Origin of the sequence: Halobacteriovorax sp. CON-3 (genome assembly GCF_043196995.1) — a bacterium.
Lineage (GTDB): Bacteria > Bdellovibrionota > Bacteriovoracia > Bacteriovoracales > Bacteriovoracaceae > Halobacteriovorax_A.
Map to the genome: position 1 here is coordinate 1 of NZ_JBEBNA010000002.1, position 16,444 is coordinate 16,444.

Sequence of the window (16,444 nt, forward strand, 5' to 3'; positions counted from 1 at the left end):
GCCCGCTTGCGCCGAAGGTAGTGCCAGGGTAACTTGGTGTGAGACTAGGAAGATGCACCTTCTATATAAAAAGCCAGATCTTATGATCTGGCTTTTTTTGTTTGTGGCCATAAAATTTCTATTTTTAATAGTCTATTTGTTTTTATCTTGCTTCTAGAAGGGTTTTCGGCCTTTTCTTTTGCCTTTACTTACATTTCATATACAATAGATGTATGAAGAAAAATATCCTTAAAACTCAACTAGTTATCCTATTTATCTTAACATTATTCTCTTTTATCTCTTTCTATTTTGGAAATGATTTACCGGATAATTACTTTACGATTACATCTGATAACTCGGGTAATATTTTAAGCTATTATTTCTTCTCAATGGTTAAGTTTGGTTCTTACTTCAGTGGCCCTTGGATTTTGATTCCATTTTTTGTTTTTTCGCTTTGCCATACTTTTATTTACGACAAACGTGAGTATATGGTTGATGTCTTAAACTTTTTTCCTCTAGTCTTTTTTTCTGGGGCCGTATCATTTTTCTTTTTTCAAGATGCACTAGGAATTGGCCTTCAATATATTTTACAGAATGCTTTCACATCACTTTGGTTAGGCATCTATACAAGTGTAGCTTTTGGACTATTTTTGTTTGGAACATTTAGAGGTGGATTTAAGGAAAGTATTGTTAAGGCTTTTATTTTTACTAAGGCCGTTCCATCTAAAGCTATACAAGCAAAGCAAGCGCTTGCTGCTCCATTTGAGAAGAAAAAGCCTGTTGCTCAGATTGAACATGATAATAGCCTTCGTAAAAGAATGGATAGTATCCTTAAAGATGATAAGAAAGAAGAGGAAGATAAGAAAGAGAGTTCATTATTTGCCTCACTTAATAAAATTAAGCCTCAGAATATTTTAAAAGCAAAGACTACTGTTGAAGAAAGGGCAGTAGTTGAAGAAGATAAAGACGAAGAAATTGAAGAGGCCGTAATTAAACCACAGATTACACGTCCTGCTTTTGATGAATCAAATACAATCGTTCGTAGTACACAAGAAAGCATTGAAGCTTCTAAAGCCAATGATGTGAGTAGCGATCAATCTGAAGAAGGCGTACAAAGAGGGCCACAAGTTAAAAAGATTCTTGTTACCGCTCCTCTTAATCGTATGGCCGATACATCTACCGATAATCAATATTTTAATATTGTTGATACAGCTACTGAGGCTACAATTGAAAAGGTTTCAAATGAACCTGATAAAGCATACTTTGAACAAATTATTACTCTCTTAGAATCAAAACTTACAGAATTTAAGATTGAGGGTGAAATTGTAAACGTATTAAAAGGTCCAGTCGTTGATACTTTCGAATTTAGACCTGGAGCTGGTGTTAAGGTTTCTAAGATTGCAGGTCTTGCTGATGACTTATCTTTAGCGCTTTATGGTGCTCCAATTCGTGTTGTTCCTGCAATGATGGGTAAAGATACTGTTGGTGTTGAAGTTCCAAGAAACCCACGTGATATTATATATTTAGATGAAGTATTGAGCTCTAAAGAGTTTCAGAATGCTAAGTACTCACTTCCAATTGCTATGGGGAAGAATGCTTTTGGTGAATCTTTTGTTATTGATTTAGCGACGTGTCCACACATGCTTGTTGCTGGTGCAACTGGTGCTGGTAAGTCGGTATTTATTAACTCACTTCTAGTTTCACTACTTGTTAAGAAGTCACCAAAGAAAATGAAATTAATTCTTATTGACCCTAAGCAACTTGAGATGGCCCTTTATGCAAAACTTCCACACCTACTAATGCCTGTTGTAACTGATGCAAAAACTGCATCAATTGCACTTCTTTGGGCCTGTCAGGAAATGGATCGTCGTTATGGAATTCTTGCTGACTTTGGTGTTCGTAATATTTCTGGTTTCAATGAGAAGCTTAAGAGAGCGACTCCTGAAATGCTTGCTAAGATTCACCACCATTATGAAGACACAACAGCTGAAGACTACGAACTTCCATATATTGTAATCATTGTCGATGAGTTTGCTGACCTTGTTCTTACTAAGGCCGGAAAAGAAATTGAAAATAATATTGCTCGTATTGCAGCTAAGGCCCGTGCTGCCGGTATCCACCTTGTTCTTGCAACACAAAGACCTTCTGTTGATGTTATTACAGGTGTTATTAAGTCAAACTTCCCAACACGTGTTGCCTTCAGGGTATCTTCACGTACCGACTCGAGTACGATTCTTGATAAAATCGGTGCTGAAAGACTACTTGGTAAAGGGGATATGCTTTATAAACATGGTATTAACACACAACGTGTTCACTCTTCATATGTTGATGAAGTAGAAATCGAGGCCCTAACGCAGAAATTAGAGGCCCTAGAGTCAGGTTTCGATGAGAAAGCAATGGAATTTCTTGAGAATGGTGGAGAAGTAGAAACAGATGAATACTCGTATGGTTCACATATCACGCCAGCAGCTTCATCAAACTCAGGTGATGCTCTTTATGATGAAGCCGTAAAAGTTGTCATGGAATCTCGCTCAGCGTCAGCGTCTATGCTACAGAGAAGATTAAGAATTGGTTACAACAGAGCAGCAAATCTTATTGAGGAGCTTGAAAAACGTGGAGTCGTAGGTCCTGCTCAGGGTGCTAAGCCGCGTCGCGTTCTCGTTGATGGAAATTCACCAACTCTATAATTAAAAGGCCCTTTCTTTCGGTAAGTTAGGGCCAATAATTCCTCTAAAAATATTACAAAAAAATATTGAATCCGCAGAGTCATCGTGTTAAAAATGCACCATCGCAATATCGCGAAATAAACAGCTACTCGAAGGGTTGGTCCATTCGGTTCGAGTTAGTGTATTTAACCAACTGCGGAGTTCGTATGTCAGAATTAAACATTAATGATCTTTTAAAAGCAGGTGCACACTTTGGTCACCAGACTCACAAGTGGAATCCAAAAATGAAGCCATATGTATTTGGTGAAAGAAACGGGATCTATATTGTTGACCTTGCTAAAACTATTCCTTTAGCAAAAAAAGCTTATGACTTCCTAAAGAAGACTTCTTCTGAAGGTAAGCCAATTCTTTTCGTAGCTACAAAAAGACAAGCTTCTGAAACTGTTAAGACTGCTGCTAAGTCATGTGGTGCATATTATGTAACTAACAGATGGCTAGGAGGGATGCTTACAAACTACAAAACAATCAACCTTTCAATCGATAAATTAAGAAAAGTTGAAAAAATGAAAGAAACAGGTGACTTCGAGTTACTAACTAAGAAAGAAAGAATCAAAGTTGGTAAAGAAGTTGAAAAGCTAGAGAAAAACCTTGGTGGTATCAAGGATATGAGAAAGCTTCCAGGTGCAATCGTAGTTGTTGATCCAAACAATGAAAGAATTGCTGTAAAAGAAGCTAACAAGCTAGGTATTCCTGTTGTTGCAATCGTTGATACTAACTGTGACCCAGAAGGTGTTGACTACGTTGTTCCAGGTAACGACGATGCAATCAAGTCGATCACTCTTTTCTCTGATTACTTCGCAGGTGCTATCGCAGGTAGTGCAAGCAAAGCTAAAGCAGCTGGTAACCAAGTTACTGATAAAGCTCTAGAAGAAGAAATTCTATCTAAGTATGAGAAGGACATCGATTTAGCTGGTGAAGAAGAATAATTAATAATTAATTAGCGAGGTAAAAAATGGCTATTACGGCAAGTGCTGTTAAAGAATTAAGAGAAAAAACTGGTGCAGGTATGATGGACTGTAAGAAAGCTCTTACAGAAACTAATGGTGACCTAGAGGCAGCAGTAGATTTCCTAAGAACTAAAGGTCTAGCAAAAGCTGCTAAGAAAGCAAGCCGTGTTGCTGCTGAAGGTACAGTTGTATCTGTAGTAGAAGGTAACAAGGGTGTTATTCTTGAAGTTAACTGTGAAACTGACTTTGTTGCTAAAGGTGACGATTTCCAAGGTTTCGCAAGTAATGTTGCTGCTTGGACTCTTTCAAATAAGCCAGCTTCTATTGAAGAACTTAAAGATGCTAAGAATGCTGAAACAACTGAACTTACTATGAAATGTGGTGAGAAAATCGACCTAAGAAGATTTGCTGCAGTTGAAACAACAGGTGTTCTTGGTTCATATAACCACGGTGGAAAAATCGGTGTTCTAGTTGAACTAGGAACTGATAAGACTGATGCTCCAGAAGTTGCGGAACTTGCAAAAGATATCGCAATGCACGTTGCAGCGGCTAACCCATCTTTCTTAACTTCAGATGATATTGATGAAGACTACAAAAAGAGAGAAGAAGAAGTTTACCGTGCACAACTTAAAGAAGAAGGTAAACCTGAAAACATGATCGATCAGATCGTTAAAGGTAAACTTGGAAAACTTGCTAAAGAAGTATGTCTTGTTGAGCAAGTATTCATTAAGAACCCAGACTTTACTATCAAGAAGCTTGTTGCTGACGTAGCTGGTAAAGTTGGTGGTGATATTACTGTTAAAGCTTTCCACAAAATCAACCTTGGTGAAGGGATTGAGAAGAAAGAAGACAACTTAGCTGAAGAAGTTGCTAAGATGACTCAACAGTAAAATTAATTACTAAATATAAGAAAGGGCTTTTTTAAGCCCTTTTTTTTTGCAATTTGATTGTAGTGTTATTGGGGACATATGAAATATAAAAGAATTCTATTAAAACTTTCTGGTGAGGCCTTAGCTGGTGAAGCTGGTTATGGTGTAACTCACGATGTTCTTAACCAAATTTCTGAAGAGGTTAAAGAACTGGTAGCAATGGGTGTAGAAGTTGCTATCGTTGTTGGTGGTGGAAATATCCACCGTGGTGTAGCGGGAGCGACAAGAGGTATGGATCGTACTTCTTCAGACCATATGGGAATGTTGGCGACTGTCATAAATGCACTTGCAATGCAAGATTCACTTGAGCAAAAAGGTGTATTTACGAGAGTAATGTCGGCTATTAATATGCAAGAGGTATGTGAGCCATATATTAGACGTCGTGCTGAGAGACACCTTGAAAAGAAGCGTGTTGTTATCTTCGCAGCAGGTACAGGAAACCCTTACTTTACGACAGATACGGCAGCTGCCCTAAGAGCAAATGAAATTGACGCACAGGTAATTTTTAAAGCGACAAAAGTTGACGGAATCTATGATAAAGATCCTATGAAATATGATGACGCAGTCAAGTTTGATCAATTAAAATATATCGACGTATTAAATAAAGGAATCAAGGTAATGGATTCTGCTGCTATCTCACTTTGTATGGATAATGAGATGGAAATTGTGGTATTTAATATGTTTGAAAAAGGTAATATTGCTAAGGCCGTAGCAGGCGAAAGCATTGGAACTAAAGTACTAAAATAATTTATAAGAGGTATATTATGATTAATGAAATTAAATCATCATTAGAAACTGGTATGTCAAAGTCAATTGATTCTCTAAAGCATCAATTAACAAAAATCAGAACTGGTCGTGCATCAGCTTCTGTATTAGATGGTGTTACTGTAGACTACTATGGTTCTCCAACTCCTGTTAACCAAGTTGGACAGGTTTCAACTCCAGAAGCGAGACTTCTTCAAATTCAACCATTTGATAAAACTCTTATCAGTGAAATTGAAAAATCAATCATCAATGCAAACTTAGGACTTAACCCATCAAATGACGGTAACCTAATTAGAATTGCATTCCCTGCACTTACTGAGCAAACAAGAAAAGAGCAGGTAAAAGAAATTAAAAAGATTGGTGAAGATAGCAAAATCGCAATTCGTAACGCTCGTCGTGACGGAAATGAACTTGTGAAAAAAGCTGAAAAAGCTAAAGAGATTTCTGAAGATGATTCAAAGAAGTTTCATACTGAAATTCAGACTGTAACAGATAAGTATACAAAACAAGTAGACGAGATCATTGCAGCAAAAGAGAAAGAGCTTCTAACTCTTTAATCTTTACTTGAATAAATGATGAACTTTCAAACGTCTAAATTAAAACATGTTGCAATTATAATGGATGGCAATGGGCGCTGGGCACAGAACCGCGCTCATCGTCGTGTATGGGGACATGTGCGTGGAAGTTCTGTTGTTAGTGATGTTGTTGAAAAAGCTGACGACATGGGAATTAAGGCCCTGACTCTTTATGCGTTCTCTACTGAGAACTGGGGCCGCCCACCTTCTGAAATTAGAACTCTTTTTCTTCTTTTAAAGAAATTTCTTATCAAAGAGAGAACGAGGGTTTTAAAAAATAATATTAAGTTTAATATTATTGGTGATATTTCAAAACTTCCAAAAGATACAATTGAAATTATTAATCGACTAAAAGACGAGTCGAAAGATAATACTGGTTTAAAGCTTACTTTTGCATTTGGTTATGGTGGACGCGCTGAAATTATTAGTGCTGTAAACAAACTAATTGCTGAAGATATTGAAGTTACTGAGGAGAATATTTCTCAGGCCCTTCACGCCCCTGAGTTAGGTGATGTTGACCTAATGATTAGAACTGGGGGAGATCAAAGAATCTCAAACTTTCTATTATGGCAAATTGCATACGGTGAATTATATTTCACTGAAACGATGTGGCCAAATTTCACATGTAAAGAATTTGAAAATATTATTTATGAAGTCGAAAAACGCGAAAGACGTTTTGGGCAAGTTTGTGAAACTGAATCACTGGCCGCTTCAAAAAATAAGATTAGAAAGAATATTAGATTAATAAATTAAACGGAATTAAAATGACAAATACTCAAAAAAGAGTCCTATCTGCCATTGTAATGATAGGTATCGTCGCATTAGCATATTCTATTGGCGTTGTCGGTATTGAAGCACTCCTTATCGTTGTTAGTGCTGCCTGCTTTTATGAATTCGCGAAGAATTTTCTCTCTCTCAAAGTAACAGGTATTTTCACACTCATTAACTTTGTTCTTTTACTTGGAATTCAGTTTTGGGCAATGAACAACAATCATGTATTTGATGGACTTCTTATTCCTTCAATTGGTTGTTTATTAAATCTTGTTCTAATAGGTTACTTGTTCATTTCTCCAATGGAGTCGATGAATTTTGTTAATCTTTTAAAGCGAGTAACAATTTTAAGTATGGTGATATTTTTGATTCCATTTCTTAATCTTCATTCACTTCTTAATCATGCTAATTGGCAAGCTCTTGTAATTATTCTACTTGTATTTAACTTCGGTATGGATACTGGGGCTTGGTTCTTCGGAAAGAATTTTGGAAAGACTAAATTATGGGCCACAGTAAGTCCTAATAAGACTGTTGAAGGTTTAATTGGCGGGGCCGCAACATCTGGTCTATTAGGAACTTTAGTATGGTATTATTTAATAGGTGATTTTGCGGTAAAATATATACTGATCTTTTTTATTTTAGGTATTTTGAGTCAAGTCGGTGACTTGATTCAGTCTAAGTTGAAAAGACAAATAGGTGTAAAGGATAGCTCGAACTTAATTCCTGGGCATGGTGGGGTTTACGATCGAATCGATAGTCTTCTCTTTGTTATACCGTTTTACACACTATTGTTGAGTTATAAGATTTTATAAGGGTTAGTATGTTAGAGAAAATTGTTATATTTATTTTATTTTTAGGTCCACTCGTATTTTTTCATGAGCTAGGGCATTTCCTATTTGCAAGACTCTTTGGTGTAAGAGTTGAAGTTTTTTCAATTGGTTTTGGTCCAAAACTATTTAGATGGAAAAAAGGTGACACGGAATACGCCATCTCTTTAATTCCACTTGGTGGATATGTGAAGATGTTTGGAGATGATCCATTTAACAAAGATGGTATTTCTGAAGAAGAAAAGAAATTTTCTTTTATTCATAAGAAAAAGTGGCAAAGATTTTGGATTGTTTTTGGAGGTCCACTTGCTAACTTTATTCTTGCCTTCTTTATCTTCTTTGCACTTTTCTTAACAGGTGAAAAAGTTCCAGAAATAAAAATTGGTAGTGTTGCCAAAGAAACGCGCTTTTATAAGCTAGGCTTTAGAAGTGGAGATATTGTTAATAAAGTTAATGAGCACCTGGTAACTTCTCCAAGTGATATTGTTTTGGAGAGTGATGGCCACATTAATTCTTTAACTGTTGAGCGTCTAGGTCGAAAAGAAGTTGTGAAGGTTGATATGAAGCCTGAGCAATTCTTTGAAGAAATGGTAAAGTATCCACCTTTCTTACTACTGCCAATTGTTAAATCTGCAGATGGAAATCTATTCATTGTTTCTAAAGGTAATAAACCAAATACTGACTATAGTTTAGAAGAGCTTGCCATTGAGGCAGGACATCTCGATCTTTTTCCTGTTAAGTCTATTGATAGTGAAACGAGTCAGCCGATATTTGATAAGGAAGCTAAGGCCGTTGCTCATCTCGATGTAACGAATGGTCTTAAACACGCTCTTTTTACAAATAACTACTTTCCTATGGATCTAGTTGTTAAGAGTGTTCAGATGAAGTCTCCTGCGGATAAAGCAGGACTGTTGGCCGGTGATATTATTACTTCAGTTAATGGAAAAGAAGTTAATTCATTTGACGAGCTTAGAGGTGAAATCCAAGAAAATGAAGGTCAGGCTTCACTGAAAGTTATTAGAAAGGGTGAGAGTAAAGAGTTTAATATTACTCCTGACGTTAGAACTGAAAATGGTAAAACAGTTAAGTTAATTGGGGTTTACAGCCATGGTATTTATGCCGCTGGTAAGTATGTCACAACTGAGCCAATGAATTTTTTCAAAGCAATTCCAAGAAGTTTATATCGTACATGGGATGGAGTTGTTAAAACATTTGAAGGCTTTAAAAAACTAATTACAGCGGAAGTTTCATTAAAGAATATTGGTGGACCACTTACGATTGGAAAAGTTGCTTCCGATTCTTTCAATACTTCAATTTCATATTTCTTCCAGTTGATGGCGTTAATTTCTATCAACCTTGGTGTTATTAACTTATTCCCAATTCCTGTATTAGATGGTGGGCATATTGTTTTTCTAATTTTAGAAGCAATTAACGGTGGGCCACTATCAAGAAGAAAGTTAGAGATTGCCCAGCAATTTGGTCTTTCTATTCTATTACTACTAATGATTGGGGCGTTGTTTAACGATTTTACGCGATTCTTCTAATGATTTACTTATTTATTGATACATCACATCTTCTACACTTTGGAATTTTAGACGAAAACTTCTCTTGGGTTGAAGATGTTGTTGTTGAAACAAAGAAGACTTCTGAAGTTCTTCATGAAAATATACATGCTTTACTTTCAAAGCATGGCCTTGATGTGAGTAATATTAAAGGTCTTATCTCAATTGCTGGCCCAGGTTCTTACACTGGTATGAGAGTAGGAGAAGGTCTTGCTCAAGTTTTTGAGTTAGATGATATTGAAGTTTTCTCATTTTATAGCTCTGATATTCCAAGTATTCTTGGACAGGACTCGACTCACTGGATGTTTCCGGCATTTAAGAAAGAGTATTATATTCGTACAAATGATGAGGAGAAGCTCCTAACACAAGCTGAATTTGAAGCATTTTGCTCGGGTATTGTGGATAAGTCACAATTATATACTCATGGTGTAAATGAGCTTTCAGAGCATTGTGAAGGGGATACTCGAGAGGTGCTACGTAAGAACCCCGCACCGATTTTTAGTAAGGTTGTAAGTGAAAGAATGAGACAGAGGCCTTATTATTTCCGTCCACTTCACGTCGAATTTAAAAAGTCTTAGTATGACATGTCAGTTGAATATTGATAAATTATTAAAGTGAAAATATTTTATCTATCTAAGTCCACAATCAACTTTATTATAGTAGTAGCATTTCTATTATTACTATTATTCGGCTTTTATTTATTTTCAATCTACTTTGTAATCGTAGGTATATTTCTATTCCTATTTAGAAGGAAGTTGAGTTCATTTAAAGAAGATCAAGTAACAACTCGTGGGTCGATTTATGCTCCTGTAACAGGGAAAGTTATTGGTATTAATAAAATATCGAATAACGTTTCTGAGCTATCAATTAGAATGGGACTATTGAGTGGATATGGGATATATTTACCAATTTCGGCGAGAGTAAATAACGTTATTTTTAATGACAAGGACTTTGGAACAAAAGTTACTTTAGAAGACTCTAACGATAGAAAAATTAGACTATTTTTTATAAATTCATTTTTTAAACGTGACCCAGAGCTAATTGTATTACCAGGGGACCTTGGAAGAAGACAAGTTGATATTGGTTTCTATCCATTAGGTGCTACTGTAAAAATGCAAGTCGAAAACTCTGAACTCCTTGTGGCCATGAATGAAAAGGTTAGGGGCGGGGAAACAATCGTAGGTCGCTATATAGAAGAATAAGAAGGAAATTCAAATGACAAGATATGACGGACAACCACATAAGCTAACTTTTTTCTTACCGAATGTTTTTACAGCGTTAAATATGGGGTGTGGATTTGCTTCAATTATCATGGCCATGAAGGGTATGTTTTATCCTGCATGTATGATTCTACTACTGGGTGCAATTTTTGATAGTGTTGATGGAAGAGTTGCACGTTTGACAGGGACACAGTCTCAATTTGGTGAACAATTTGACTCTATTAGTGATGTTATCTCTTTTGGAATGGCCCCAGCTTTAATTGTCTACTTTAAGTTCTTTCAGGGTCTAGGAAGACCTGGAATGGTTATTTCTTTCTTGTACTTACTATGTGGTGCTCTAAGACTTGCAAGATTTAATGCGAATATAAATAAAGTTCCATCTAATTACTTCCAGGGCCTACCAATTCCTGGTGGAGCGTTGGCAATTATTGGCTTTATTATGGTGACACTGGAGTTTAACTTTGGTGACTATCAGAGTTACTATGCCGCCGCATATGTGATTTTCTATTCCCTACTAATGATCTCAAATATTCCGTTTAATTCTTTTAAAAACTCGGATTATGTAAGAAAAAATCGCCGCAAGGTTCTTGCAATGATTCTTCTCATTCTAGTATTAATCCTTATTTACGAGCAACTGATGATTTTTGTGCTGATTACAGCCTATGTTGTTGGATGTTTAGTGTATAATATTTTTAGTAAGGATACTAAAGTTGAACTATTCGACTGGGAAGATAAAGATGAAGAAAGCGAATCTTAAAAACCTCTTAATTTGTACGCTATTAATTTCAAGTACAAATGTTTTTTCTATAGACTTTAATCAGCCTCTGCCTGGAGAGTTAGATTCAAAAGATTCTCCGTATGAAAATGATCAAGGTTCTAGTGAAGAGGAGGATAAGAATTCGATTCCTGATATCTTTGGTTCAATACCTCAGCAATATACAGATGAAGAACTTAAAAATGCTGTAATGAGTTCACAAGATAAGGAGTGGTTGAAAACGGCCACTGATGAAGATTCAATCTTAAGAGATCCAAGTCCAAATTCATATGTTGAGTATAAGACTGAAGATTTATTAAAAAATACGTATCAGAAAGCAAATACTCAAATTGGTTTTACTTATATCTACGATACTTATGATTATTCAGATAGTACGGGGACTTTCGAATCAACATTTCAAAACGATAACTCTGAAGCTGACTCGATTCAAGCAGGTTATCTTACGTTCAATTATAGAAGTTATTTTCAAAGAAATATTGTCTCGACATTCTTTCAGGGAAATCTTGGTGTTTCATTTAACTCAGGAAAAGGAAAGTTTGGGAACGGAACAATTTCACGAACAACATTTAATCTATGGTTATTTCCAATTGATTTAAACCTTGGTGCGAAGTTAAACCTTGGAAAGAAAGTTTCGATTACTGCTCAAGGTGGGCCAGTAATTGCTCCTATTTGGCAAAATAGAGATGATCGTGAACAAGGTGATGACGATAAGGATATTCGCCAAGTAGGTTACGGTTATAATGCTTCAGCTTCGATTGATTTTTCGATTTATAATATCTTTCCAAATTTCGGAATGGACCTAAAAAAGTTCAGTGACATTAGCGAAATGAGCATTAGTCTCATGGCCAAGACAATGGATATTTCAGGATTTAAAAGAGATGACTTTAGCGTAAGCGGAATGTCTTTTGGTATAGGCTTTAACTTTGAGTATCTATAAAGTTACTTTTTCGTACGATGGAACGAATTACTTTGGATGGCAGAAGCAAATAGGCCAGCAAAGTATTCAGGGTGAAATTGAAAAAGTTTTAAAACAATTATCTAAATCTGAAGAGATACAAGTTGTAGGTTGCGGAAGAACTGATACAGGTGTTCATGCAATTTTTCAGGTCACTCGAATAACTCTTCCCATTGATATTAATCCAAAAGCACTTATGCGTGCACTTAATAGTCAATTACCAGATGCAATAAAGGTTGTGGACTCCGAATATGCTCCTGATGATTTTCAACCGGTCTTTAATGCAAAGAGTAAAACTTATCGTTACGTATTTTCAGAAAAAAAACAGCCTAATCCATTCTTGAGAAATTATGTGACTTACCTGGGCAAGGATTTAGATTTGGGCAAGCTAAATGAAGCATGTCAGCTATTTATCGGCGAGCATGACTTTGAGGGGTTTTCTACCAAGGGAACACCTGTTAAGTCGACAATTCGAAAAATAACAAGCTGCAATGTCTTTGAGAGTGAGATGAGTTACGGGCCAGGGCTTAAAGAAAGTGTCTTTATCATGGAAATCACTGGTAATGGCTTCTTGAAGCAGATGGTTCGCTTAATTGTTTCGAGTATCTGGTCGTGTGCTCAAGGAAAGATTTCAAGAGAAGTTATTGTGGGGCAGTTGACCAATCCAAGTGCTGAAAAGCTTGCTCCGACAGCACCACCGCAGGGCCTATTTTTGGTTAAGGTTGAGTATTAGGCCAATTGAAACCCCTTATATTCATTGACTTTTTGCCATATTCTAGCTAATTTCGGCTATTCATAATGTTAATATTGTCGCATAGCGAAGTGAGGATTTATTCATGACTTATAAAGTAGAACAAGTTAATGACTGCACAAAAAAATTATCTTTTTCATTCGATAACCTAGATCTATCTGAGCAAATTACTGTTGCTCTTAAAGAGAAACAAAAATCAGTTTCAATCAAAGGTTTCAGAAAAGGTAAAGCGCCAATCGCTATGGTTGAAAAACTATACCGTCCACAAGTTGAAGGTGATGCTCTAAATCGTTTCGTTCAAAAGGAACTTTTTGAAGCAATCAATAAAGAAGATCTTAAAGTAGTTGGTTACCCTAACTTTGAAAATATGGATTACAAAGATGGAAAGTCTGTATCATTTGATGCTGTTGTTGAAATCTTCCCAACTGTAGAACTTAAAGATTTCTCAAAACTATCTTTCACAAAAGATACAGTTGAAGTAACTGAAGAAGATGTTGAAAAAGTACGTAAGAACTACCTTGCTCCAAGAGCTGAAATGGTTGAAGCTGCTGAAGGTACAGCACTTGCTAACGGACTATTCGCTGTTATGAACTTCGAAGGTGAAAAAGCTGATGGTGAAAAACCTGAAAATATGAAAGGTGAAGAATACCTACTAGAAATCGGTTCTGGTCAATTTATCCCAGGATTCGAAGAGCAAATGATTGGTATGAAAGCAGGTGAAAAGAAGACTTTAGAAGTTACTTTCCCATCTGAGTATCACGTAGAAGAACTTAAAGAAGCAAAAGTTAAGTTCCACGTTGAACTTCTTGAAATCAAAGAAAGAAAGCTTCCAGACTTTACTGATGAAGTAGCAAAAGAGCTAGGTTTTGAATCAGTAGAAGATTTCAAAGCAAAAACTCAAGAGAACCTAACTAAGCAAAACGAAAGACAAGCAGCTGAAAAGTTAAATCAAGAAATTCTTGAAAAACTAATCTCTGAAAATAGCTTTGACGTTCCATCAACTATGATTGCTCAACAAAAAGAGCACTTAAAGAACGATCTTGCAAACAACCTTAAGCAACAAGGTTTCACTGAAGATATGCTAGGTGAGTACTTTGAGAAGTGGGCAGGTGACTTAGATGAAAAAGCTCTTTTCCAAGTTAAGTCAGGACTAATTCTAGACCACCTTGCAAATAAGTACGAAGTTGAATCAACTGATGCAGACTTTGATGCAAAAATCGAAGAAAGCGCAAGCCTTTCGGGTCTAACTGCTGACCAAGTAAAAGAATTCTACACAAAAGATGAGCGTATGAAAGCAAACCTTATGTATGCAATCCGTGAAGAAAAAACTTTTGCAAAACTTCACTCAGAATTAAAAATTAAATAATACTAAGGGCCCGCTTTCTGCGGGCCTTTTTTTTTCCTTCTTTAAATTATCTTAAACTCCAATATAATTTAATAAATTAATTATCGGAGAGTTCATGAGATTTCTTAGTTTCTTATTAGTATTAGTTACATTCGTAAGTTGCGCTCAGCTTGATTACAATATTCCTACTGCTCGTATGGATAGTCCTGAAACAACGGGTGGCTTAGGTAAGGTCGATGTCGCAATAGGTGTTGCAAGCGGCTATGATGTCGATCTTGCTGAAGGGTATGACTTTATTATTAGTGGTACAACAACAGAGGAGTCTGTTAGTGGGCCTGAGCCTCTTTTAACATTTAAAGGTGATCTAGGGCTACTTCCAAGACTTGATATTGGGCTTCAAACATATCCGGATACTTCTGACCTTTTAAAAATTAAGTATCAATTTATTGGTGGTGATAGAAAGACAGTTGGTCTCAAGATGTCTCTTCAGGGTGAGTTCGGCTTTGGCTATCACGAAGATGGCTCACTGAATACTGATTCGACTGTATATACAACAGATCTAAAAGCTAAGTCCCTAGGAGCTTCACTTAATGTTGGTTATCGTGTAAGTCCTTCGATTCTATTCTATTTAAATACTGTTTTTATGGAGTACAAAGTAGATGGTGTTCTTAAAGATGGTGCAACTGTATCTTATGATGGACAACAGTCACCAGAGGTTATTTTAGTGCTTCCTGGTGTGAGGTTTGATTTTGATGGGGTATATATTCAGATGGAGACAGGCTATTCATTTTTGAATTCTTCTTATGATGATAAGAACTCTGATGATTTCACTTATGGGCTAAGTTTAGGTTATATGTTTTAGATAAAGAAAAAGCCGCTTCAAGCGGCTTTTTTATTTTTAAATTTCATTCATTTCGTAAATTACTTCAAATCTTTTGCCTGTAAAGTCTGTCTTTACAATATTCTCTCCTTCGCAGAAGAGGTTGGATGCCGTTGCTTTGTATTTCTTCTTTGTATTTGCATCAATTGCATTTAGGGCCAGATCTACTTTACGACATTCTTTATTTCCAACTATTACTTTTGATACATTCTCAATATCCATGTAGCTTGAGCAATAGTAATCAAGATGAGGAGCATCTTTTGCAGAAGTTGTGCTATTAAATCTAATACTATCTAGGTTCGTAATCCCTCTCATAAGAGTACGCCCAAATTTACTAATATCTTCATTTTTGTTATGGAATTGTTGATAGTCACCTTCAATAACATTTGAATAAAAATTTCCAGTCGCATATCCAGATTTGATAAAGTCCTTGTTATTTCTAATCTGTTCTTTTTTTGCTTCTCTTAACATTTCAAAACATTTATTAAAGCTTAGTTTTTCAGCTTCTCTCACTGAGGGACTTCCACTGCCACTTAGGATTGAAGAAAGTCCATTTCTTAAGTTGTTAGACTGAGAAGGTGAAAGGTTTAAATTTGCCGTTAGGTTATCAAATAGATCTGCTTGGGCCGTAGCACCTGTTAGGATCATAGCTGTTATCAGTAGTCTTTTCATAAATATTCCTCTTCTTTATTAATGTGTGTTCGAGGAAATATTAGCGAAAAATGGCCGTGAGATGGGCAAAAATGGAAAATTTACTAGGGGTGTATAGATAATACTCAAGCCCCTAAGGGCTTGAAATTATTGACTATTTTTGGATTTGTGCCTTCATGAGACGCTCGATTTGAACCCTGTGATCACAGACAATCCAGTCATTTCCCGCGCCTCTTCCAATAGGGGCATACTTATCTTGATCGATTCTACCGCTATCAAGTAGTTCGTCTTCCACGTGAACACGAACAACTTCACCTGTCACAAAAGTACCTGTTCCAGGAACATCACCATAGCTTAATGTATCTCTAAGCTTACACTCAAAGTGGATTGGTGACTCTTTCATTCTCTTTGGTGTTACAACTTCAGAATCTAATTCTGTAAGTTTAGCAAAGTCGAACTCCGATTCACCATGAGGAAGCTCTGTTGAGCAGAGGTTAACTTTTTCGTAGTTGTGTTGAGTTACAAAGTTTACGACGAATTCTTTTTGACGAAGAATATTTTTAAGAGTGTCTTTTTGTTCCCCATCGCTTGAACGAATCATTGGAGTGAAGCCGATGATCATTGGGTTTGCACTTACCACAGTAAAAAATGAGAAAGGTGCAATATTACTTGTACCATCTTCATTAACAGTTGAAACAACTGCGATTGGTCTTGGAACAACTGATCCGATTAATAATTTATAATTGTCTTTAAAATCTTGTTTTGTTGTATCAAAAATTGCCATAA

17 protein-coding genes are annotated in these 16,444 nt (G+C 36.1%); 15 read left to right on the plus strand and 2 right to left on the minus strand.

Features of this window, described 5'->3' with window-relative positions; all coding sequences use genetic code 11:
- The first annotated feature begins 212 nt into the window (after window positions 1-212).
- The 15 genes from ABMA72_RS10655 to ABMA72_RS10725 all read left to right on the plus strand — a co-directional run bounded on the left by ABMA72_RS10655 (window position 213) and on the right by ABMA72_RS10725 (window position 14,989).
- The gene (locus ABMA72_RS10655; RefSeq protein ID WP_393057090.1) at window positions 213-2,666 is read left to right on the plus strand and encodes a DNA translocase FtsK; all 2,454 of its coding nucleotides are present in this window, start codon (window positions 213-215) and stop codon (window positions 2,664-2,666) included.
- A 185-nt stretch (window positions 2,667-2,851) separates the two neighbouring features.
- Window positions 2,852-3,631 (plus strand): 30S ribosomal protein S2, encoded by a 780-nt coding sequence (rpsB, locus tag ABMA72_RS10660; protein WP_021268438.1) that lies wholly within the window; start codon window positions 2,852-2,854, stop codon window positions 3,629-3,631.
- A gap of 26 nt (window positions 3,632-3,657) precedes the next feature.
- Window positions 3,658-4,542: a translation elongation factor Ts gene (gene tsf / locus ABMA72_RS10665; protein WP_392858030.1), complete on the plus strand. Its 885-nt coding sequence runs from the start codon at window positions 3,658-3,660 to the stop codon at window positions 4,540-4,542.
- A gap of 78 nt (window positions 4,543-4,620) precedes the next feature.
- Window positions 4,621-5,328, plus strand: coding sequence for a UMP kinase (pyrH, locus tag ABMA72_RS10670; protein WP_392858031.1), 708 nt, complete (start codon window positions 4,621-4,623; stop codon window positions 5,326-5,328).
- A 17-nt stretch (window positions 5,329-5,345) separates the two neighbouring features.
- Window positions 5,346-5,903, plus strand: coding sequence for a ribosome recycling factor (gene frr, locus ABMA72_RS10675; protein WP_393057092.1), 558 nt, complete (start codon window positions 5,346-5,348; stop codon window positions 5,901-5,903).
- Window positions 5,904-5,918: 15 nt separating this feature from the next.
- Window positions 5,919-6,674 (plus strand): polyprenyl diphosphate synthase, encoded by a 756-nt coding sequence (gene uppS / locus ABMA72_RS10680; RefSeq protein WP_392858033.1) that lies wholly within the window; start codon window positions 5,919-5,921, stop codon window positions 6,672-6,674.
- An 11-nt stretch (window positions 6,675-6,685) separates the two neighbouring features.
- Window positions 6,686-7,504: a phosphatidate cytidylyltransferase gene (locus tag ABMA72_RS10685; protein ID WP_393057094.1), complete on the plus strand. Its 819-nt coding sequence runs from the start codon at window positions 6,686-6,688 to the stop codon at window positions 7,502-7,504.
- A gap of 8 nt (window positions 7,505-7,512) precedes the next feature.
- On the plus strand, window positions 7,513-9,063 hold the full coding sequence (gene rseP, locus ABMA72_RS10690; RefSeq protein WP_392858037.1) for an RIP metalloprotease RseP: 1,551 nt from the start codon (window positions 7,513-7,515) through the stop codon (window positions 9,061-9,063).
- Window positions 9,063-9,659 (plus strand): hypothetical protein, encoded by a 597-nt coding sequence (locus ABMA72_RS10695; protein WP_393057096.1) that lies wholly within the window; start codon window positions 9,063-9,065, stop codon window positions 9,657-9,659. The genes rseP and ABMA72_RS10695 overlap by 1 nt, the downstream gene beginning before the upstream one ends.
- A gap of 177 nt (window positions 9,660-9,836) precedes the next feature.
- Window positions 9,837-10,283: a hypothetical protein gene (locus ABMA72_RS10700; protein WP_393057098.1), complete on the plus strand. Its 447-nt coding sequence runs from the start codon at window positions 9,837-9,839 to the stop codon at window positions 10,281-10,283.
- 13 nt (window positions 10,284-10,296) lie between these two features.
- Window positions 10,297-11,058 (plus strand): CDP-diacylglycerol--serine O-phosphatidyltransferase, encoded by a 762-nt coding sequence (gene pssA, locus ABMA72_RS10705; protein ID WP_392858043.1) that lies wholly within the window; start codon window positions 10,297-10,299, stop codon window positions 11,056-11,058.
- The gene (locus ABMA72_RS10710; RefSeq protein WP_392858045.1) at window positions 11,039-12,013 is read left to right on the plus strand and encodes a hypothetical protein; all 975 of its coding nucleotides are present in this window, start codon (window positions 11,039-11,041) and stop codon (window positions 12,011-12,013) included. Before pssA ends, ABMA72_RS10710 begins: the two co-directional genes overlap by 20 nt.
- On the plus strand, window positions 12,000-12,764 hold the full coding sequence (gene truA, locus ABMA72_RS10715; protein WP_393057100.1) for a tRNA pseudouridine(38-40) synthase TruA: 765 nt from the start codon (window positions 12,000-12,002) through the stop codon (window positions 12,762-12,764). The genes ABMA72_RS10710 and truA overlap by 14 nt, the downstream gene beginning before the upstream one ends.
- Before the next feature lie 103 nt (window positions 12,765-12,867).
- Window positions 12,868-14,148: a trigger factor gene (gene tig, locus ABMA72_RS10720; protein WP_392858048.1), complete on the plus strand. Its 1,281-nt coding sequence runs from the start codon at window positions 12,868-12,870 to the stop codon at window positions 14,146-14,148.
- Between the two features lie 94 nt (window positions 14,149-14,242).
- Window positions 14,243-14,989: a hypothetical protein gene (locus tag ABMA72_RS10725; protein WP_393057102.1), complete on the plus strand. Its 747-nt coding sequence runs from the start codon at window positions 14,243-14,245 to the stop codon at window positions 14,987-14,989.
- A 36-nt stretch (window positions 14,990-15,025) separates the two neighbouring features.
- Here ABMA72_RS10725 and ABMA72_RS10730 read toward each other — a convergent pair whose 3' ends face one another.
- Both ABMA72_RS10730 and ABMA72_RS10735 read right to left on the minus strand, forming a co-directional pair.
- Window positions 15,026-15,679 carry a hypothetical protein gene (locus ABMA72_RS10730; RefSeq protein WP_393057104.1) on the minus strand — a complete coding sequence of 218 codons (654 nt, stop codon included), beginning with the start codon at window positions 15,677-15,679 and terminating at the stop codon, window positions 15,026-15,028.
- A 133-nt stretch (window positions 15,680-15,812) separates the two neighbouring features.
- Window positions 15,813-16,442: a flavin reductase family protein gene (locus tag ABMA72_RS10735; RefSeq protein WP_392858054.1), complete on the minus strand. Its 630-nt coding sequence runs from the start codon at window positions 16,440-16,442 to the stop codon at window positions 15,813-15,815.
- Window positions 16,443-16,444: the final 2 nt, after the last annotated feature.